Here is an 18330-nt window from a genome sequence, read left to right on the forward strand (position 1 = left end):
ATCCCAACGGTAGGGAGGGCCTCCGACATTCCGACGTCTATCCGTCGTGCGAGGACCGCTCGGATATCAGGCCGGCGCGTCCTCGTCTTCCTCCGGCTCGAATGTCGAGGTCACACCCGTGTGACCGGCCGCGACGCCGTCCGCCTCTGCGGGGATCGTCCCGTCCTCGCCGAGACCGCCGGCCTTCGGCTCGGCGGTGTCCCGCTCCGCATCCGAGGCGTTCTCCAGTTCGTGATCCTGCTCGTTGTCGTGGTGCATCTTCCGATCCCTTCTCGATGCCCCGAGCGTAAGCACGGTCCCCGCCGCACAGCGAGGGGTTGACATCGCCGCGTCAACCCCCTTCGCCGCGCCACCGGCGACGCCTAGCGTGAACATCCGGACCACCCCGGCCACCCCCGACCACAGGAGAACGCCCATGAGCACCCCCGCCGGCGACACCCCGCAGGACCCCCGCACGAAGCACCCCGAGGGCGGCTTCCCCGCGCAGGAGCAGGAGCAGCCCGGCCTCACCGACGAGACGATGCCCGAACCCGACCACGGCGAGACCAGCTACACCGGCTCGGGGCGCCTCGAGGGCCGGCGGGCCCTCATCACCGGCGGCGACTCGGGAATCGGCCGCGCCGTCGCGATCGCCTTCGCGCGCGAGGGAGCCGACGTCGCGATCGTGCACCTCCCGGAAGAAGCGGAGGATGCCGCCGACACGGTCGCGCTCGTCGAGGCCGAGGGGCGGCGGGGGCTGGCTCTCGCCGGCGACATTCAGGACGAGTCGTTCGCGACGCGGATCGTCACCGACACGGTCGATGCGCTCGGCGGCCTCGACATCGTCGTGCTCAACGCCGCGTACCAGAAGGACCGGGACAGCCTCGAGAGCCTCGAGACGGCGGAGTTCGACCGCGTCTTCCGCACCAACCTGTACGGCATGATCTTCACGGCCCGCGCGGCGGTCCCGCACCTGGCTCCCGGAGCGTCCATCATCGTCACGTCCTCCATCCAGGCCTTCGACCCGTCGCCCGGTCTCATCGACTACGCCATGACGAAGGCCGCCCAGGTCGCCTTCGTCAAGGCGCTCGCGCAGCAGCTCGGCGAGCAGGGCATCCGCGTGAACGCCGTCGCGCCGGGCCCGATCTGGACGCCGCTCATCCCGGCGACGGGCTGGGACGCGGAGCGCATCGCGAGCTTCGGGAAGGACACGCCGCTCGGCCGCCCCGGCCAGCCCGCCGAGCTCGCGGGCGCCTACGTCTACCTCGCGTCCGAGGCCGCGTCGTATGTGTCCGGCGCCGTCCTCCCCGTCACGGGCGGAAAGGGGCTGTAGCCGCCGTGCCGCGTGTGCTGCGCATCCTCGCCGTCGCCTCCCTGGCGCTCGCCCTGACCGGGTGCGGCATCCCCACCGACCCGGAGGGCACGCTCGCGCGCATCGACGCGGACGGGACGCTCCGCGCGGGCGCCTCGCCCAGCGGCGCGCTCGTCCGGGTCTCCGGCGACGATGTCGCGGGGAGCCTCGTCGACCTCGTCGAGGGATTCGCGCGCTCACGCGGCGCGGAGGTGACGTGGGAGGTGGACAGCGAGGAGGCGCTCGTGGACGCCCTGGAGTCCGGCGCGCTCGACCTCGCGGTCGGGGGGATGACCGACCAGACGCCGTGGAGCGACCGCGTGTCGGTCACGCGTGGCTTCACCGGCATCGACGGTGCCGAGGACACGCCGGTCGTGTTCCTCCTCCCGATGGGGGAGAACGCGACGCAATCGGCGCTCGAGGCGTATCTGGATGAGGAGCTCCGGCGATGAAGAGCATGGGGCGCACCGATCTTCCCCCCGAGCAGCAGCGGGCTCTGCGCTCGGCGGTCCGCTGGGAGTGGTTCACGATCGGGTACACGGTCGTCACGATCGTGCTGATCGCCTTCGTCGTCGGCGGCTCTCAGGCGATGAAGACGGCCTGGATCGAGGACATGCTCTCCCTCATCCCGCAGATCTCCTTCCTCGTCGCCCTCCTCCTCATCCGCCGCAAGCCCACCCGCGCGTTCCCCTACGGCCTCCACCGTGCGATGGGCGTCGGGCACCTCGTCGCGGGCGTCGCCCTGCTCGCGATCGGCGGCAGCCTCGCCGTCGAGTCGGTCCTGGGGCTCCTGCGCGCCGAGCACCCCGCGATCGGCACCGTCTACCTCTTCGGCCAGACGATCTGGCTCGGCTGGTTCATGGTCGCCGTCATGACCCTGATCGTCGTGGGGCCGTTCTTCTACGGACATGCCAAGGCCAAGCTCGCCCCGACCCTTCACAACAAGGTCCTGTTCGCGGATGCCGACATGGCCAAAGCGGACTGGACGACCACGGTCGCGTCGGTCGTCGGCGTCCTCGGGATCGGCCTCGGGTGGTGGTGGCTCGACGGCGCGGCGGCCCTGTTCATCTCGGCCGGGATCGTGTGGGACGGGTACAAGAACGCGCGCTCCGCGATCCTCGACCTCATCGACCAGCGGGCGCGCACGCACGACGACGCCGAGGCGCAGCCGCTCATCGGGCGGATCGTCGACGCGCTCGAGGCGCAGCCGTGGATCGGCGAGGCCGGCGTGCGGATGCGCGACATGGGCCAGGTCTTCCATGTGGAGGCCTTCGTCGTGCCGCACCGACGGAAGGTCACCGTCGCGCAGCTGGAGGCCGCACGGCATGCGATCAGCGAGATGGACTGGAAGATGCAGGACGTCGTCGTCATCCCCGTCACCGACCTCCCGGACGAGACCGAACGTCGCAGCCGCGTGGCAGGATGACGGCATGCCGGAGTCGCCGGAGGTCCAGGCGCTCGCCGAGTTCCTCGCCGAGCACGCGGTCTCACGCCGCATCGAGACCGTCGACCTCGACGAGTTCCGCGCGCTGAAGACGCGTGACCGTCCCCTCACGGAGCTCTCGGGTGCCACGATCACGGGCGTCCGGCGGTTCGGGAAGCACCTCGACCTCCAGACCGACGCCGCGCATCTCGTGATCAGCTTCGGCCGCGCCGGCTGGGCGCGCTGGGATGGGGAGGCGGCGCCCGATGACGCACCCGTCATCGCCCGTCTGCCGCTCGACGGCGCGCTGCTGGAACTCACCGACGCGGGTGACTGGCTCTCCCTCGGCCTGTCCGTCGTGGACGATCCGCTCTCCGTGCCGGCGCTCGCCAAGCTCGGTCCCGACCCGCTCAACCCCGCGTTCGGCCAGGCCGACCTCGACCGCGCGGTCTCGGGGCGACGCAAGCAGCTCAAGGCCCTCCTGCAGGAACAGGAGACGCTGGCCGGCATCGGCAACGCCTACTCCGACGAGATCCTGCACGCCGCGAAGCTGTCCCCGCTGGGCCACGGCTCCCCGCTCGACGAGGGAGAACGGGAACGCCTCTTCGGCGCGGTCACGACGACACTCCGGGACGCCGCCGCGGCACGCCGCGGCGTTCCGCCGCACCGCCTGAAAGAGGCGAAGGTCGCCGCCATGCGGGTACACGGCCGCGGCGGACAGACGTGTCCGGTGTGCGGCGACACGATCCTCGACCACGATGCCGCGGCCTCGTGGCAGTACTGCCCGACGTGCGAAGCGACCCGATGACCGGATCGCCGGGTAGCATCGAGACATGGCCACTTCGAACCTCCCGACTCCGACCCTGCAGCCCGTGCCGGACGAGAAGAACCTCCTGACGGTCGCCGAAGAGGGCGCCTCCTGCTGCGGCGGCGGCTGCTGCAGCTGACGCAGACCGCGTGATGCGACCCGCTCAGCGGGTCAGCGGCGACAGCAGCGCGTCCGTCACCCGCCCGGTCAGTCCGGGCACCTCGTCGACGTCGACCGACAGCGCCAGCAGGGCCCGGCTGAAGTAGTTCCGCGCCGCGGCCGCCAGCGTGATGTCGACGATCTGCCGGTCCGTGAAGCCTGCATTCCGCAGCTCCTGGCTGTCGGCATCCGTCATCTCGCCCGCAGCCGTCGACAGCTTGACGGCGAAGCGCATGACGGCGACCTCCGCGGGATCCAGTTCCGCGTCCTCGGGATCACGCGCGAGCCGGATGAGCTCCTCCTCGTCGATCACCCCGCCGCGCAGCGCCTTCCGGCCGTGCGCCAGCAGGCAGTGCGGCGACCCGATCGCGCCGGCGGCCGCAAGGGTCACGAGCTCGTAGATGCGCGGTCCGATCGAGGGCGTGATCGCATGGACGAGATCCTCGAACGCGGCATGCGCCTCCGGGTTCACGGCCATCGCCCGCGTGTGCCGGTAGACGAATCCGTCGGTCTCGATATCGCCCGCGTACATCGCCGCCACGTGGCCGTCGGCGCTCTCCGGTGCCGGTGTCGTGATGATCATCGCCTGCCCCTCCCTGATCGGTGGGACTCAGGATGCCACCGCCGCCGCCCGGCGTCGAGGGAGCGTCAGTGCATCGCGGGTGTCGCGCCCTCGAGGTCGTCGGCGGGCTTGCGGATGAGGAACGCGCCGATCAGGAGCGGCAGCGCGACACAGGCGGAGAGCAGGAACGCGGCGTGCGCGCCGGCGGCGCCGGCGACCTGCTCGGCGACCCCCGCCTCGCGCTGGGCGGCCGTGACACCGGCCATGACGGTCACCAGGACCGCGATGCCGGCGGCGCCGGCGACCTGCTGCACCGTGCCGAGGATCGCCGAGCCGTACGCGTAGAACTTCGGCGTGAGCGAGGCCAGCGACGCGGTGAAGAGGGGCGTGAACGACAGTGCGAGGCCGAGGGACAGGGCGGTCTGGGCGGGGATGATACTCCACAGTGCCGTGTTCTCGTCGAACGTCGTGAACACCCACAGCATCGAGATCGCGATGATAGATCCGGGCACCAGCAGGACGCGGGTGCCCTTGGCGTCGTAGATGCGGCCGATGACCGGACCGGCGAGTCCCATCAGCAAAGACCCGGGGAGGACGGCGAGCCCGGTCTCCAGCGGGGAGATGCCCAGGACGCTCTGCATGTACAGCGGCAGCACCGTGATGGTCCCGAAGAACGCCATCGACAGCAGCGTCATCTGCGCGATGGAGCGGGAGAAATTGCCGCTGCGGAAGACGCGGAGATCCAGCAGGGCATCGTCCACGCGCTGCAGGAGCAGCTGACGCCACACGAAGAGCGCGAGCGCGAGCACCCCGACGCTCAGCGACACGACGAGCGACACGGTGGACAGGCTCTGCGCGGCCGCCTCGGCCGCCGTCCCGCCGTGCGTCTGCGCCCCGCCGATCTGGCTGAGCCCGTAGACGAGTCCGCCGAACCCGAATGCGGAGAGGATGATCGAGAGCACGTCGATGGGTGCCCGCGTCGCCTGGCCGAGGTTGTGGATCCACCGCGCCCCCATCGCGAGCGCGACGAGCGCGATCGGCAGCACGATCCCGAAGATCCACCGCCAGCTGAGGGTGTCCAGCAGGAAGCCGGACATCGTCGGCCCGATCGCCGGCGCGAGCGACATGACGATCGAGACGCGGCCCATCATCCGGCCGCGGGCGTGCGGCGGGACGATCGTCATGAGCGTGGTCATCAGCAGCGGCATCATGATCGCCGTGCCGGAGGCCTGCACGACACGGGCGACCAGCAGCACCTCGAAACCGGGGGACAGGAGCGCCGTCAGCGTCCCGAGCGAGAACAGGCTCATCGCGGCGATGAACACCTGACGCGTCGTGAACCGGCGCAGCAGGAACCCCGTGATCGGGATGACGACGGCCATCGTCAGCATGAACGCCGTCGTCAGCCACTGCGCCGCGACGGCCGTGATGCCGAGGTCGCCGATCAGGTGCGGGATCGCGACACCCATCGTCGTCTCGTTCAGGATCGCGACGAACGCCGCCGCCAGCAGCAGCCAGACGACGCGCCCCTCCTCAGGACTCAGCACACCCTGCGATGGGCGGGCGGTGTCGGTGTCGGTCGCCAAAAGGGCCTCCCAGTCGGGCGGAAAGTGCGGGGATCCCCTGCCGGATCCGGCACGGGTTCTCACGATAACCGCCGGGTCGGACGTCGCATTCCCGCACCGGGTGCCACCATTCGGTCATGGCGCATCCGGCCCGTCGTTCTCCCGCGCTCGTCCGCGGTCTCATCGCCCTCGCCGTCGGCGCGGCCGCCGCCGTCCTGCTGGTCCCCGTGCTCGGCTGGGCGGGTGCGCTCCTGGCGGGCTGGTCGGTGCTGGCCCTCACCGACGTGATCTGGGTGCTCGTGCTGATCTGGCCGATGGATGCCGTGCGCACGCGGGCGCACGCGACCGCGGAGGATCCTGGCCGCCCGATCGCACGTCTCGTCGTCCTGATCGGCGGGTTCGCGAGCCTCGGCGCGGTCGTCATCGTGCTGCTGCAGACCGGCTCGGCGCATCCCGCCCGCGCCTTCGTGCTCGCGGGCGTCGCGGTGATCGCCGTCGCCGCGTCGTGGGCGCTCATCCAGGTGGACTACCTGCTGCGCTACGCGCACGTCTACTACACCCCGCCCGAGGGCGGCATCGACTTCAACCAGGACGAGGACCCCGTCTACTCCGACTTCGTGTACTTCTCCGTCGGGCTCGGCATGACCTACCAGGTCGCGGACACGAGCGTCCGCACGAACGCCATCCGGCGCATCGTCGTCGCCCAGACCCTCCTGGCGTACCTGTTCGGCGCCGTCATCCTCGCCACCGTGATCAATCTCGTCACGAGCCTGCGCTGACGCCGGTCGCTTAGGCTGACCGGATGAGCATGGGAGGCCCCGGCGGTCGCGGCGCCGGATTCCGCGGTGTCGACGAGGCGGCGCAGAAGAAGCTCAACGCCGACGCGCCGCACGTGCCCGATCTCGGGCCGCGTGTCATCGCCCTCTTCCGCCCCTACCTCGGGCGCATCGCCGTCACGGCGGTGCTCGTCATCCTGGGCGCCGCCATCGCCGTCATCCCGCCGCTCATCGTGCAGCGGATCTTCGACGACGCGCTCTTCCCCGTCGACGACTCCGGGCCGGACCTGCCGCTCCTCATCCGCCTCGTGCTCCTCATGATCGGGTTGTTCCTGCTCTCGGCCGGGCTCGGCGTCGCGCAGACGTGGTTCACCTCGACCGTCGGCAACCGCGTCACGGGCGACCTGCGGGTGCGCCTCTTCGAGCACCTGCAGTCGATGGAACTCGGCTTCTTCACGCGCACGAAGACGGGCGTGATCCAATCCCGCCTGCAGAACGACGTGGGCGGCGTCTCCGGCGTGCTCACGAACACGGTGACGAGCATCCTCGGCAACGCCGTGACCGTCGCGTCGGCCCTCGTCGCGATGATCATCATCGACTGGCGGCTGACGATCATCGCCGTCATCCTCATGCCGTTCCTCATCGTCGTGCAGCGACGCGTCGGCCAGGTGCGCGCCCGCATCGCCGGGCAGACGCAGGAGTCGCTCTCGGAACTGACCTCCATCACGCAGGAGACGCTGAGCGTGTCCGGCATCCTGTTGTCCAAGGCGTTCAACCGGCAGCGGGCGGAGTCGGCCCGCTACCAGGACGAGAACGCCAACCAGGTCGTCCTGCAGGTGCGCCGCGCGATGAGCGGCCAGGGCTTCTTCGCCGTCGTGCAGGTGCTCATGGCCTCGGTCCCCGCGATCATCTACCTGGTCGCCGGCTACCTCATCGCCGGCGGCGAGGGCGCCGTGACGGCCGGCACCGTCGTCGCCTTCACGACCGTGCAGGCGCGGCTCCTCATGCCCCTGATGGGACTCATGCGCGTGGCCCTGGACCTCCAGACCTCGGCCGCGCTCTTCGCCCGCATCTTCGAGTACCTCGACCTCGTCCCGGCCATCCAGGAGCGCCCGGGCGCGATCCCGGTCGCCCGCGCGCCCGGGCCGATCGGACGGATCGAGTTCCGGGATGTGGTGTTCCGCTACCCGGATGCCGCCCCGGAGACGCGCCCGACGCTCGGCGGCGTCTCGTTCACGGCCGAGCCCGGCGAGCACATCGCGTTCGTGGGACCGTCCGGCGCAGGCAAGACGACGATCCTCTATCTCGCGCCGCGACTGTACGAGGCGTCGGAGGGCGCCGTCCTCTTCGCGGGTGCCGACGTCCGCGACCTCACGCAGGAGTCGATCATCGACCACATCGGGATCGTGTCGCAGGAGACGTACCTCTTCCACGCCACGATCCGCGAGAACCTCCGCTACGCCAAGCCCGATGCGACCGACGCGGAGCTGGAGGCCGCGTGCACCGCGGCGAACATCCACCACATCATCGCCGGGTTCGAGCGCGGCTACGACACCGTCGTGGGGGAGCGCGGCTACCGGCTCTCCGGTGGGGAGAAGCAGCGCATCGCGATCGCCCGCGTCCTGCTGAAGGACCCTCCGGTCCTGCTGCTGGATGAGGCCACCTCGGCCCTGGACACGGTCTCGGAGCGGGTCGTGCAGGACGCACTGGAGGAGGCCGCCCGGGGACGGACGACCCTCTCGATCGCGCACCGCCTGTCCACGGTGATCGGCGCCGACGTCATCCACGTCATCGAGGCGGGCGAGATCGTCGAGTCCGGCACGCACGCCGAACTCCTCGAGCGGGGCGGCCTGTACGCCGAGCTCGCCGCGCAGCAGATGGCGGCCTCGCGCATCGAGGGCTACGAGGAGACCGCCCCGGCGCCCCCGCATCCCGAGCGCCGCGCCGACAAGGCGCCCGACGACGGCGCCGCGGCCCCCGCCGTCCGGCTCGCGGCCGATCCGCTGCCCGAGCGGGTCTGGCCCGACCTCAGTTGAGGGAGCCGGTCACCACAGTCGCGCGGCGGCGAGGGCCGCAGCGGACGCGTCCGCGAGGGTGACGGACTCCTCCTCGGCGCGGTCGTCCAGCTCGCGGATGAACGCCCCCAGCAGGCGCCGGTACGCCGCGTCCGGGTGCGTGCGGGCGATCTCGATGAGCGGCGGCACGTCCATGTCGAGGATGAGACGCACGCGCGCCCGCGCGGCGGCGCGCTGACCCGCCGCGTCGAGGACGGCGATCCCGTTCCGCATCGCCGCCAGGTAGTCCGTCAGCACGCCGAGATAGTCCTTGTGCTGCGTGATCGACGAGCCGTCGGCGCGCTCGCGCCACAGCACGACGACATCCGGCACGACATCGAACGCCCGTGCGCCGCTGTACATCTGCTGGGCGACGACCTGGTCCTCGTAGGCGCGCCCCTCCGGGAAGCGCAGGCCGTGCCGGCGCCAGAACTCGATCCGGCTGACCTTCGACCACGCGACGATGTTGCCGGATGCCTCCGGATGCTCCGCGAGCGTCGTCCCCTGGCGCGCCGGCGAGGTGGATGCCGCCACCCACGGCTGCACGACGCCCGGGGTGTACCCGCCGTCGTCGTCCGGCCGGAGCCGCACGTACGCCCCGACGGCGAAGTCGCTGCCGCTCGCGGTGAGGGAGCCGACGAGCACCTCGAGCGCGGTCGCGGTGAGGACGTCGTCGGCGTCGAGGAAGGCGACGAGAGGCGTGTCGACGAGGTCGAGCGCGGCGTTGCGCGCGGCGCCGAGGCCGCGGGACCGCTCGTGCCGGACGAGCCGGAACCGGGGGTCCGTGTCCGCCGCCGCCGCGAAGATGCCGGCGGTGGCATCCGCCGACCCGTCGTCGACGAGGATCGCGCGCCAGTGCGGGAAGGTCTGGGCGCGGAGGGAGTCCAGCGCCTCCGGCGCGTAGGCGGCGACGTCGCGGCCGGGGACGATGACGGTGACCGTGGCGGGGGCGGCGGGCGAGCTCACCTGCCCGATCGTACCGTCGCGACGGAGGCGGCCACCGCGTCGGCCAGCGGCGCGGCGAGGTCGCCCGGTGCCGCCGCGTGCCCGAACGTGAAGCGCACGGCGGTCTGGGCCACCTGCGGCGGGATGCCGAGCGCGAGGAGCACGTGCGAGGGCTCGTCGCTGCCCGCGGCGCACGCCGAGCCGCTCGAGGACACGACGCCGCGCCGTTCGAGCTCGAGGAGCACCGCCTCCCCGCTCGTCCCCTCGAAGGTGAAGCTCGCGGTCCCGGGCAGCCGCCGCACCGGGTCGCCGGTGAGCCGCGCCTGCGGGACGAGGTCGAGCACCCGCGCGATGAACGCCGTCGTCAGCGCGCCGACGCGTGCGGCGTCCGCGGCCCGCTCGCGCTCGGCCGCCTCCAGCGCGACGGCGAACCCCACGGCGCCGGCGACGTTCTCCGTGCCGCTGCGGCGCTCGCGCTCCTGCCCGCCCCCGTGCAGCAGTGGCTCGAGGGGGATCCGTCCGCGCACCGCGAGCACGCCGATGCCCGGCGGGGCACCGATCTTGTGTCCCGCGATGGACAGGGCGTCGGCGCCGGTGCCGGCCAGCGGCAGCCAGCCGGCCGCCTGCACGGCATCCAGATGCAGCGGCACGCGTCCCCCGGTGGCGACGGCGGCGAGACCCGCGACGTCCTGCACCGTCCCGATCTCGTTGTTGGCGTACCCGACGGTGAGGAGGGCGGTGTCATCCCGGAGCGCCCCCGCGACCTCGTCCGGGTCGACGCGGCCGTGCCCGTCGACGGGCACGCGCGTCACCGCGAAGCCGTGCACCCGCTCCAGGTAGGCGCAGGAGGCGAGCACCGACTCATGCTCGATGGGCGTCGTGACGACGTGCGCCGGTCTGCCGGACCGCAGCGCCGCGGCGATCGCGATCCCCTTCACGGCGAGGTTGTTGGCCTCCGTGCCGCCGGAGGTGAACACGACGTCGCCCGCGCGCATCCCGAGCAGCGCCGCCACGTGCGCGCGGGCGTCCGCGAGGGCCGCCGCGGCCGCCTCGCCCACCGTGTGGTGGCTCGACGGGTTGCCGAACCGCTCGCCCAGGTAGGGGAGCATCGCGTCCCGCACCTCGGGGCGGACCGGTGTCGTCGCGGCGTGGTCGAGGTAGAGCATCACGCCTCGATGCGCACGTCCAGGCCGAGGTCGAGGGCCGGTGCGGAGTGCGTCAGCGCGCCGACGGAGATGACGTCGACGCCCGTCTCGGCGATCGCGCGGACCGTCGCCAGCGACACGCCGCCGGACGCCTCGACCGTCGCGCGTCCCGCGATCCGCTCCACACCGGTGCGGAGGTCCGCCAGGGAGAAGTTGTCGAGCATGATCGTCCCCACCCCCGCCGCGAGGACGGCGTCGATCTGGTCGAGCCGGTCGACCTCCACCTCGACGTGCGTCGTGTGCGGCAGGCGCGCGATGGCGGCCTGCAGGGCCTGCGTCACCGACGCCCCGCGCGCCGTGAGCACCGCGAGGTGGTTGTCCTTGGCCATCACGGCGTCCGACAGCGAGTGTCGATGGTTGTGCCCCCCGCCGGAGCGCACGGCGTGCCGCTCGAACGCCCGCAGTCCGGGCGTCGTCTTGCGGGTGTCGGCGATGCGTGCGCCGGTGTGCGCGACCTCCGCGACGTAGCGCGTCGTCAGCGTCGCGATGCCGCTCATCCGCTGCGTGAAGTTCAGCGCGACACGCTCGGCCGTGAGGACCGCGCGGGCGGGGCCGTGCACGGAGGCGAGCCGGTCGCCGGCGGCGAACGCGTCGCCGTCCCGCACCGCGAGCTCGACCCGCGTCGCCGGATCGGTGAGCGTGAAGGCGGCCGTGAACACCTCGCCGCCGCTGAAGACGCCGGCCTCGCGGGCGACGAGCTCCGCGGTCGCGACCGCGTCCTCGGGGATGAGGTACGCACTCGTGACGTCGCCCCACGGGGCGTCCTCCTCGAGGGCGGCGGCCACGGCGCGCTCGATCTGCACCCGGGCGAGCATCAGGCGGCCCCCTCCAGGACGACGGCTTCGAGGACGGTGTCGCGCCGGAAATGGGCGCCGACGCTCTCCCGCCGCGCGCCGGCCGCGGCGACGAGGTGCTCGGCGACGAGCAGGAGGTTCTCGTCCTCCAGCTCGGCCTCGGTGCGCGCGGCGCGGTGCTCCCCGCGCCAGCCCGCCAGGACGGATGCCGCATGTGCGAGCCCGTCGGCATCCCGCACGAGGCCGGCGTCCTCCCACAGCAGGTGCTGCAGCGCCGCGCGGGAGAACGGCGGCGCGGAGCGGGCCGGGGCCGTGGCGCCGACGGCCGCCGGTACAGCGGCGGGGCGGACGGGCCAGGCGCCGCCCGCGGCATCCGCGGCGATCACGTCGCCCGTGCGCGCCCCGAACACGGCGCCCTCCAGGAGCGAGTTCGACGCGAGGCGATTCGCGCCGTGCACGCCGGTGCGGGCGACCTCGCCCACGGCGTAGAGGCCCGGCAGGCTCGCCCGGCCGGCGAGGTCGGTGGCGACGCCGCCCATCAGGTAATGCGCCGCCGGGACGACGGGGATCGGCTCCCGCGCCCAGTCCAGGCCACGCGCGCGGACGGCGGCATCGATCGTGGGGAACCGTCGGGCCAGGAAGGCGGCGGTCTGCTCCGGGTCCGCGCGCAGGTGCGTCGCGTCCAGGCGCACCGGGCGCCCGTCCTGTCGCTCCATCTGCTCCGCGATGGCGCGCGCGACGACGTCGCGCGGCGCGAGCTCGCCGTCGGGGTGCGCGTCGAGGGTGAAGCGGCGCCCGGCGTCGTCGAGCAGGGTCGCGCCTTCGCCGCGCACGGCCTCGGACACGAGGAACGCCTCGTCGCCGGGGAGGACCGTGGGGTGGAACTGCATGAACTCGAGGTCGGCCACCGCCGCCCCGGCCCGCAGCGCCGCCGCGATCCCGTCTCCGGTCGCGACCGGCGGGTTCGTCGTGTGCGCGTAGAGCTGCCCCGCGCCCCCGGTGGCGAGGACGACCGCGTCGGCGTCGATCCGCGCACGCGCACCCGCCCGACCGGGCGCCTCGCCGACGAGGAGGTCGACCCCCGAGACGCGGCCGCCGGTCACGACGAGATCGACGAGGAACGCGTGCTCGATGACGCGCAGGCCGCCGTCCTGGGCGCCGCGGAGGCGGGCCACGAGCGCCTTCTCGATCGCCGTCCCGGTCGCGTCGCCCCCGGCGTGCAGGATGCGCGGGTAGGAGTGCGCCGCCTCCAGGCCCTTCACCCACTCGCCGTCCGCCCCCCGGTCGAAGGCGACGCCGAGCGCGACGAGCTCGCGGATCCGCGCGGGCCCCTCCTCGACGAGCACCCGCACGGCGGCGGGGTCGCCGAGACCCGCGCCGGCGGTGAGGGTGTCACGCTCGTGGTCCTCCGCGCGGTCGTCGGAGAACATGACGCCCGCGATGCCGCCCTGCGCGAAGCGCGTGTTGGCGTGCTCGAGGACGTCCTTCGTGACGAGCGTCACGCGGCAGCCGGCGTCCGCGGCGTGCAGCGCCGCCGTGAGCCCGGCGATCCCGGAGCCCACCACGACGACGTGCACGCTCATGACGCGTTCTCCCAGCCGGCGGCCGGCGCTGCCGGGGGCTTGGCGGCCAGCATCCGCTCAAGGGCGACGCGGGCGGGCTCGGCGACGTCCGCGGGGACGGTGATGCGGTTGCGCACCTCGCCGGCGACGAGCCCTTCCAGCACCCACGCCAGGTAGCCGGGATGGATGCGGTACATCGTCGAGCAGGGGCAGACGACGGGGTCGAGGCAGAAGATCGTGTGCTGCGGGTGGGCGGCGGCGAGGCGCTGCACGAGGTTCACCTCGGTGCCGATCGCGAACGTCGTCGGCTCCGTCGCGGCCTCGATGGCCTTCCGGATGTAGTCGGTCGACCCGGACTCGTCGGCCGCGTCGACGACGGCCATGGGGCACTCGGGGTGCACGATGACGCGGACCCCGGGGTGCTCGGCGCGCGCCTGGTCGATCTGGTCCACGGTGAACCGGCGGTGCACGGAGCAGAACCCGTGCCACAGGATCACGCGGCTGTCCGCGAGCTCCTCCGGCGTGCTCCCGCCGAACGGCTTCCGCGGGTTCCACATCGGCATCTGCTCGAGCGGCACGCCCATGGCCTTCGCGGTGTTCCGGCCGAGGTGCTGGTCGGGGAAGAACAGCACCCGGCGGCCGCGCGCGAACGCCCACTCCAGCACCGTCCGGGCGTTCGAGGACGTGCAGACGATGCCGCCGTGACGCCCGACGAAGCCCTTGATGGCGGCCGAGGAGTTCATGTAGGTGACGGGGACGACGGGCAGGAGCCCCTCGGCATCCGGCGTGTCGAGGTCGCCGAGCGCATCGGCGAGCTGCTCCCAGCACTCCTCGACCTGGTCGATGTCGGCCATGTCCGCCATCGAGCAGCCGGCGGCGAGGTTCGGCAGGATGACGGCCTGTTCGGTGCCGGAGAGCAGATCGGCGGTCTCGGCCATGAAATGCACGCCGCAGAAGACGATGGCCTCCGCCTCGGGATGCGCCTTCGCGGCGTTCGCGAGCTGGAAGGAGTCGCCGACGTAGTCGGCGTGCACGATGACCTCTTCGCGCTGGTAGAAGTGGCCGAGCACGACGACGCGGTCGCCGAGGAGCGCCTTCGCGGCACGGATGCGCTCCGCGAGCTCGGGTTCGGAGGCCTCGCGGTAGGCGGCGGGCAGCTCGCCCTGGCGGGGCGCGCCGGTGGGGATGACGTCGCCCATGGACGAGCCGGGACCGTAGCCGGGCCGCGCGTCGAAGGTCCAGGGCGCGGCGGCCAGATCGGTGTTGCAGGTCGCGCCGAGCGTGCTGCCGGCCACGATGGCCTGGATCTCGTGGTCGACGCTGGGGTCGGGGGTGCTCCCCGGACGGCGGTCGAGGGTGAGGGGTGTCGTGGTCATGACGGTTCCTTCAGGAAAACGCGGTGGGGGAGCGGGCCGCGATCGGCCAGCTCGACGTCGTGGTTGTAGCGGTAGAGGCGGGCGGGCCGGTGGCTGCCGGTGCGGAAGGCCTCGGTGGGGATGAGGGTGCCGGAGTTCTCGACCTGGCGTCGGAAGTTCGCCGGGTCGAGGCGCCGGTCGAGGATCGCCTCGTACACCTCGCGCAGCTCTGCGAGGCTGAACTCGTCATCGAGCAGGCCGTGCGCGATGCGGCTGTAGCCGACCTTGTTGCGCAGCCGCCAGAGCGCGTACCCGACGATCTGGTTGTGGTCGAACGCGAGCCGGGGGAGCGCGGTGGCGTCGAACCATGCGACGTTGTGCGGGGAGGCGGTGCGGGAGATGTCCTCCCGCACGAGCGCCCAGTACACGATCGACACGACCCGCGAGGGGGAGCGGTCGGCGTCGCCGAACGCGTACAGCTGCTCGAGGTAGCTGGGCGAGAGGTCGGTCGTCTCGCGGAGGGTGCGGGAGGCGGCGACCTCGAGGTTCTCCTCCGCGCCCAGCCAGCCGCCGGGGAGCGCCCAGCGGCCCTCGTGCGGGTCGCGCGTGCGGCGGACGAGCGGCAGGACGACGGTGGGTCGCGTGTCGCCGCCGTGGCGGCGCAGGCTGAAGATCACCGTCGAGACGGCCAGGCGGATGCCGGTTTGTGTCATGGTGACCCTAACTGATCGCCGCCATCTTATAGTCACGCTGACACGAAGCGCAAGAAGAGCTCGCGATCAGGTGCACCCCCTACGCTGGCGGCGTGGTCGACATCCTCATCGTGCTCGTGCTGATCGTGGCGCTGCTCGCCGGCATCCTGCGCGGCTTCGTCGCCACCGCCGGCACGATCGCGGGAATCGTCGCGGGCGCCGTCGGGGCCCTCCTGCTGGTGCCCCTCCTCGGCAGGGTGATCCCGGTCGCGGAGTGGCGCGGCGCCGCCCTCGCCGCAGCGGCCGTGGGCATCGTGGTGCTCGGCGGCGTGGCGGGATCCGCCGTCGGGCGGGCGCTGCGTCGCGGCGTGGAGCGGTCGAAGCTGCGGATCCTCGACCGCGGGCTCGGCGCCGTGCTGAACGTGCTGGCGGCGACCGTCGTGCTGCTGCTCGTGTCGGCGTCGGTGACGGCGGCCGGCATCCCCGGCCTCTCCTCCGCGGTCGCCTCCTCCCGCGTGCTCGACCTCATCGACCGCATCACGCCGCCGGCCGTGGATCAGGCCGTCGCGCAGCTGCGCTCCCTCGTGATCGACGAGGGCATCCCGCGGGTCGGCGAGCAGCTGGCCGAGCTCATCGGCCCGACCGTCGCGCCCACGGCGCCGGCGGTCGCCCTCGACGACCCGGAGCTCCAGGCGGCCGCCGCCTCCGTCGCGCGGATCAGCGGCACCGCGTACGCGTGCGGCGTCAGCGTCACCGGCTCGGGGTTCGTCGCGGAGGACGGGCTCGTCATCACGAACGCGCACGTCGTCGCGGGGGTCGACGCGCCGCTCGTGCAGCTTCCCGGCGGTGCCGCGCGCGACGCGCGCGTCGTCTACTTCGACCCCGTCGACGACCTCGCCGCCCTCGCCGTGGAGGGGCTCGACGCCGCGCCGCTTCCGACCGTCGAGACGCTGGCGGCCGGGTCTGCCGCCGTCGTGCAGGGCTACCCGCTCGGCGGACCGTTCACGAGCACCCCCGCCCACGTCCTCTCCGCCGGCGTCGTCCCCGTGCTCGACATCTACGAGGAGTCCGCGACCCCCCGCGAGATCTTCGCTCTCCAGGCCGCGGTGCAGCCGGGCAACTCCGGCGGCCCGCTCCTCACGGCGGACGGTCAGGTCGCCGGCGTCGTCTTCGCCCGCGGCGACGACGGCAGCGGACGCGGATTCGCCATGACGAACGCCGAGCTGCTGCCGGTCCTCGACCGCGTCTCGAGCGCGGACGATGCCGTCTCCACGGGGCGGTGTCTGGGGTGATCCCTGCCGCTATGCTGAGCAGGTAACTGAAGACAGGCCGCATGACGTGTGCGGGAGAGCCCCGCACCGCCGCGCACGCGGGTCGGGCACCGAAGGAGCAAGCCTCCCCGCCAATCTCTCAGGTCCGCGTACCGCCCACGTCCGGCCGCTCTGAAAAGCGATTCTTCGAATCCGCCGACGGTGAAAGCCGGGCCTGTGCGCCCGGTGAAGCTCTCAGGCCCATGACAGAGGGGGAGTTCACGGATGCCGATCCCGGCGTCCGCCCGTCCGCGTCGGGAGAACTCATGACATCGCCCCGCAGTACACCGCTCCGCGAGCGCCACGAGGCGCTCGGCGCGTCCTTCACCGACTTCGGCGGGTGGGAGATGCCCGTCCGGTACACCTCCGACCTCGCCGAGCACCACGCCGTCCGCACCGCCGCGGGCCTCTTCGACATCTCGCACATGGCCGAGTTCATCGTCGAAGGCCCCGACGCCGGAGCGTTCCTGGACTACGCGCTCGCCGGACGGCTGTCCACCCTCGCCCTCGGCAAGGCGAAGTACAGCCTCGTCCTCGCCGAATCCGGCGGCATCCTCGACGACGTCATCGTCTACCGCCTCGACGAGGGCTGGTACCTCGTCATCGCCAACGCCGGCAACCGCGAGCCCGTCGCCGCGGCGCTCGCCGAGCGGGCGCAGGCGTTCGCCGGAAGCGTCGCGGTCGAGGACGCGAGCGACAGCTTCGCCCTCCTCGCCGTGCAGGGTCCGCTCGCCCGCTCGGTCGTGGAGGCCACGGCGGGGATCGAGGGGTGGGAGTCGCCGCTGGCCGACCTGCCGTACTACGCCGCCGTCCGCGCGACGTTCGAGGGCGAGCCGCTGCTCGTCGCCCGCACCGGCTACACCGGCGAGGACGGGTTCGAGCTGCTCGTCCCGGCGGCCGCCGCCGTGGCGCTCTGGGACGCGCTGCGCGCCGCCGGGGCCGACCGCGGACTCGTCCCCGCCGGGCTCGCCTCCCGCGACACGCTCCGCCTCGAGGCCGGCATGCCGTTGTACGGCCATGAGCTGTCCCTCGACGTCCGCCCCGCACAGGCCGGCCTCGGCCGCGTCGTCGCCGCCGGCAAGGAGTCCTTCGTCGGGCAGAGCGGCCTCGCCGCACCGCTCCCCGAGGACGCGCCCGTCCTCGTCGGCCTCGTCTCCGAGGGCCGCCGCGCCGGCCGTGCCGGCTACCCGGTCCGCAGCGCCGACGCCGTCGTCGGTGAGGTCACGAGCGGGGCCCTCAGCCCGACGCTCGGTCACCCGATCGCGATGGCCTACGTCGCGCCGGGCCTCAGCGCGCCGGGCACCGAACTGACCATCGACGTGCGGGGGACCGCCATCCCCGCCACCGTGACCGCCCTTCCCTTCTACCGGAGGACAACATGACCGATCTCACCGCCCTGAAGTACACCGCCGAGCACGAGTGGGTCGCCGTCGACGGCGACGTCGCGACCGTCGGCATCACCGACTACGCCGCCGACAAGCTCGGCGACGTCGTCTACGTCGACCTGCCCGCCGTCGGCACGAACGTCACCGCCGACGCGGTGTGCGGCGAGATCGAGTCGACGAAGTCCGTCGGCGAGCTGTACGCGCCGCTGTCCGGCGAGGTCGTGGAGATCAACGACGCCGCTGTGGACGACCCGTCGCTCGTGAACGCCGAGCCGTACGAGGCCGGCTGGCTCATCAAGGTCAGGGTCGACGCGGCCGCCGTCGACGCCCTCCTGGACCGCGCCGCCTACGTCGCGCTCACGGGCGGCGATCAGTGACCGTCCCCTTCACCGCCCGGCACATCGG

At 72.8% G+C, this 18330-nt stretch carries 18 protein-coding genes and 2 riboswitches; of the genes, 9 read left to right on the forward strand and 9 right to left on the reverse strand.

Features of this window, described 5'->3' with window-relative positions:
* Nucleotides 1–66 precede the first annotated feature (66 nt).
* Complete coding sequence (locus BR85_RS03235; protein WP_036272191.1) at nucleotides 67–258, reverse strand: hypothetical protein; 192 nt, start codon at nucleotides 256–258, stop codon at nucleotides 67–69.
* Between the two features lie 157 nt (nucleotides 259–415).
* Between BR85_RS03235 and BR85_RS03240 the strand changes: the two genes are divergently transcribed.
* From BR85_RS03240 to BR85_RS03255, 4 genes are read left to right on the forward strand one after another with little or no spacing between them, the layout of a single operon-like run.
* A complete protein-coding gene (locus tag BR85_RS03240; protein WP_028495227.1) occupies nucleotides 416–1312 on the forward strand; it encodes an SDR family oxidoreductase in 897 nt (298 codons plus the stop codon).
* 5 nt (nucleotides 1313–1317) lie between these two features.
* Complete coding sequence (locus tag BR85_RS03245) at nucleotides 1318–1782, forward strand: transglycosylase SLT domain-containing protein (protein ID WP_231478560.1); 465 nt, start codon at nucleotides 1318–1320, stop codon at nucleotides 1780–1782.
* Nucleotides 1779–2756 carry a cation diffusion facilitator family transporter gene (locus BR85_RS03250; RefSeq protein ID WP_028495229.1) on the forward strand — a complete coding sequence of 326 codons (978 nt, stop codon included), beginning with the start codon at nucleotides 1779–1781 and terminating at the stop codon, nucleotides 2754–2756. The genes BR85_RS03245 and BR85_RS03250 overlap by 4 nt, the downstream gene beginning before the upstream one ends.
* Nucleotides 2757–2760: 4 nt before the next feature.
* A complete protein-coding gene (locus BR85_RS03255; RefSeq protein ID WP_028495230.1) occupies nucleotides 2761–3561 on the forward strand; it encodes a DNA-formamidopyrimidine glycosylase family protein in 801 nt (266 codons plus the stop codon).
* A 163-nt stretch (nucleotides 3562–3724) separates the two neighbouring features.
* Here the strand turns inward: BR85_RS03255 and BR85_RS03260 are convergent, their stop codons facing one another.
* Nucleotides 3725–4303, reverse strand: coding sequence for a carboxymuconolactone decarboxylase family protein (locus BR85_RS03260; protein ID WP_028495231.1), 579 nt, complete (start codon nucleotides 4301–4303; stop codon nucleotides 3725–3727).
* A gap of 65 nt (nucleotides 4304–4368) precedes the next feature.
* Nucleotides 4369–5868, reverse strand: coding sequence for a DHA2 family efflux MFS transporter permease subunit (locus tag BR85_RS03265; protein ID WP_028495232.1), 1500 nt, complete (start codon nucleotides 5866–5868; stop codon nucleotides 4369–4371).
* Nucleotides 5869–5984: 116 nt separating this feature from the next.
* Between BR85_RS03265 and BR85_RS03270 the strand changes: the two genes are divergently transcribed.
* Both BR85_RS03270 and BR85_RS03275 read left to right on the forward strand, forming a co-directional pair.
* Entirely contained in the window at nucleotides 5985–6626 is a 642-nt protein-coding gene (locus BR85_RS03270; RefSeq protein ID WP_028495233.1) for a DUF1345 domain-containing protein, read from the forward strand.
* Between the two features lie 23 nt (nucleotides 6627–6649).
* Nucleotides 6650–8659 (forward strand): ABC transporter ATP-binding protein, encoded by a 2010-nt coding sequence (locus tag BR85_RS03275; RefSeq protein WP_028495234.1) that lies wholly within the window; start codon nucleotides 6650–6652, stop codon nucleotides 8657–8659.
* A gap of 9 nt (nucleotides 8660–8668) precedes the next feature.
* Here the strand turns inward: BR85_RS03275 and BR85_RS03280 are convergent, their stop codons facing one another.
* From BR85_RS03280 to BR85_RS03305, 6 genes are read right to left on the reverse strand one after another with little or no spacing between them, the layout of a single operon-like run.
* Nucleotides 8669–9643: a glycosyltransferase family 2 protein gene (locus tag BR85_RS03280; RefSeq protein ID WP_028495235.1), complete on the reverse strand. Its 975-nt coding sequence runs from the start codon at nucleotides 9641–9643 to the stop codon at nucleotides 8669–8671.
* Nucleotides 9640–10788, reverse strand: coding sequence for a cysteine desulfurase family protein (locus BR85_RS03285; protein WP_028495236.1), 1149 nt, complete (start codon nucleotides 10786–10788; stop codon nucleotides 9640–9642). The genes BR85_RS03280 and BR85_RS03285 overlap by 4 nt, the downstream gene beginning before the upstream one ends.
* Nucleotides 10788–11642: a carboxylating nicotinate-nucleotide diphosphorylase gene (gene nadC / locus BR85_RS03290; RefSeq protein WP_028495237.1), complete on the reverse strand. Its 855-nt coding sequence runs from the start codon at nucleotides 11640–11642 to the stop codon at nucleotides 10788–10790. Before nadC ends, BR85_RS03285 begins: the two co-directional genes overlap by 1 nt.
* Nucleotides 11642–13204 (reverse strand): L-aspartate oxidase, encoded by a 1563-nt coding sequence (gene nadB, locus BR85_RS03295; protein WP_028495238.1) that lies wholly within the window; start codon nucleotides 13202–13204, stop codon nucleotides 11642–11644. Before nadB ends, nadC begins: the two co-directional genes overlap by 1 nt.
* On the reverse strand, nucleotides 13201–14559 hold the full coding sequence (nadA, locus tag BR85_RS03300) for a quinolinate synthase NadA (protein WP_028495239.1): 1359 nt from the start codon (nucleotides 14557–14559) through the stop codon (nucleotides 13201–13203). The genes nadB and nadA overlap by 4 nt, the downstream gene beginning before the upstream one ends.
* On the reverse strand, nucleotides 14556–15251 hold the full coding sequence (locus BR85_RS03305) for an NUDIX hydrolase (protein WP_028495240.1): 696 nt from the start codon (nucleotides 15249–15251) through the stop codon (nucleotides 14556–14558). The genes nadA and BR85_RS03305 overlap by 4 nt, the downstream gene beginning before the upstream one ends.
* Nucleotides 15252–15343: 92 nt before the next feature.
* Between BR85_RS03305 and BR85_RS03310 the strand changes: the two genes are divergently transcribed.
* The 3 genes from BR85_RS03310 to gcvH all read left to right on the forward strand — a co-directional run bounded on the left by BR85_RS03310 (nucleotide 15344) and on the right by gcvH (nucleotide 18302).
* Nucleotides 15344–16522: a MarP family serine protease gene (locus BR85_RS03310; protein WP_036272193.1), complete on the forward strand. Its 1179-nt coding sequence runs from the start codon at nucleotides 15344–15346 to the stop codon at nucleotides 16520–16522.
* 41 nt (nucleotides 16523–16563) lie between these two features.
* Nucleotides 16564–16666: riboswitch (glycine riboswitch) on the forward strand.
* Nucleotides 16667–16760: riboswitch (glycine riboswitch) on the forward strand.
* Nucleotides 16761–16806: 46 nt separating this feature from the next.
* On the forward strand, nucleotides 16807–17922 hold the full coding sequence (gene gcvT / locus BR85_RS03315; protein ID WP_028495242.1) for a glycine cleavage system aminomethyltransferase GcvT: 1116 nt from the start codon (nucleotides 16807–16809) through the stop codon (nucleotides 17920–17922).
* Complete coding sequence (gene gcvH, locus BR85_RS03320) at nucleotides 17919–18302, forward strand: glycine cleavage system protein GcvH (protein WP_028495243.1); 384 nt, start codon at nucleotides 17919–17921, stop codon at nucleotides 18300–18302. The genes gcvT and gcvH overlap by 4 nt, the downstream gene beginning before the upstream one ends.
* The last annotated feature ends 28 nt before the right edge of the window (nucleotides 18303–18330 follow it).

This window comes from Microbacterium sp. UNCCL10, assembly GCF_000746195.1.
GTDB lineage: Bacteria > Actinomycetota > Actinomycetes > Actinomycetales > Microbacteriaceae > Microbacterium > Microbacterium saccharophilum.

Excerpts from the sequence above, each read along its gene's own strand:
- BR85_RS03235 (WP_036272191.1), bottom strand. The coding sequence starts at position 258 with ATGCACCACGACAACGAGCAGGATCACGAACTGGAGAACGCCTCGGAT.
- BR85_RS03240 (WP_028495227.1), top strand. The coding sequence starts at position 416 with ATGAGCACCCCCGCCGGCGACACCCCGCAGGACCCCCGCACGAAGCAC.
- BR85_RS03250 (WP_028495229.1), top strand. The coding sequence starts at position 1,779 with ATGAAGAGCATGGGGCGCACCGATCTTCCCCCCGAGCAGCAGCGGGCT.
- BR85_RS03255 (WP_028495230.1), top strand. The coding sequence starts at position 2,761 with ATGCCGGAGTCGCCGGAGGTCCAGGCGCTCGCCGAGTTCCTCGCCGAG.
- BR85_RS03260 (WP_028495231.1), bottom strand. The coding sequence starts at position 4,303 with ATGATCATCACGACACCGGCACCGGAGAGCGCCGACGGCCACGTGGCG.
- BR85_RS03270 (WP_028495233.1), top strand. The coding sequence starts at position 5,985 with ATGGCGCATCCGGCCCGTCGTTCTCCCGCGCTCGTCCGCGGTCTCATC.
- BR85_RS03275 (WP_028495234.1), top strand. The coding sequence starts at position 6,650 with ATGAGCATGGGAGGCCCCGGCGGTCGCGGCGCCGGATTCCGCGGTGTC.
- BR85_RS03285 (WP_028495236.1), bottom strand. The coding sequence starts at position 10,788 with ATGCTCTACCTCGACCACGCCGCGACGACACCGGTCCGCCCCGAGGTG.
- nadC (WP_028495237.1), bottom strand. The coding sequence starts at position 11,642 with ATGCTCGCCCGGGTGCAGATCGAGCGCGCCGTGGCCGCCGCCCTCGAG.
- nadB (WP_028495238.1), bottom strand. The coding sequence starts at position 13,204 with ATGAGCGTGCACGTCGTCGTGGTGGGCTCCGGGATCGCCGGGCTCACG.
- nadA (WP_028495239.1), bottom strand. The coding sequence starts at position 14,559 with ATGACCACGACACCCCTCACCCTCGACCGCCGTCCGGGGAGCACCCCC.
- BR85_RS03305 (WP_028495240.1), bottom strand. The coding sequence starts at position 15,251 with ATGACACAAACCGGCATCCGCCTGGCCGTCTCGACGGTGATCTTCAGC.
- gcvT (WP_028495242.1), top strand. The coding sequence starts at position 16,807 with ATGACATCGCCCCGCAGTACACCGCTCCGCGAGCGCCACGAGGCGCTC.
- gcvH (WP_028495243.1), top strand. The coding sequence starts at position 17,919 with ATGACCGATCTCACCGCCCTGAAGTACACCGCCGAGCACGAGTGGGTC.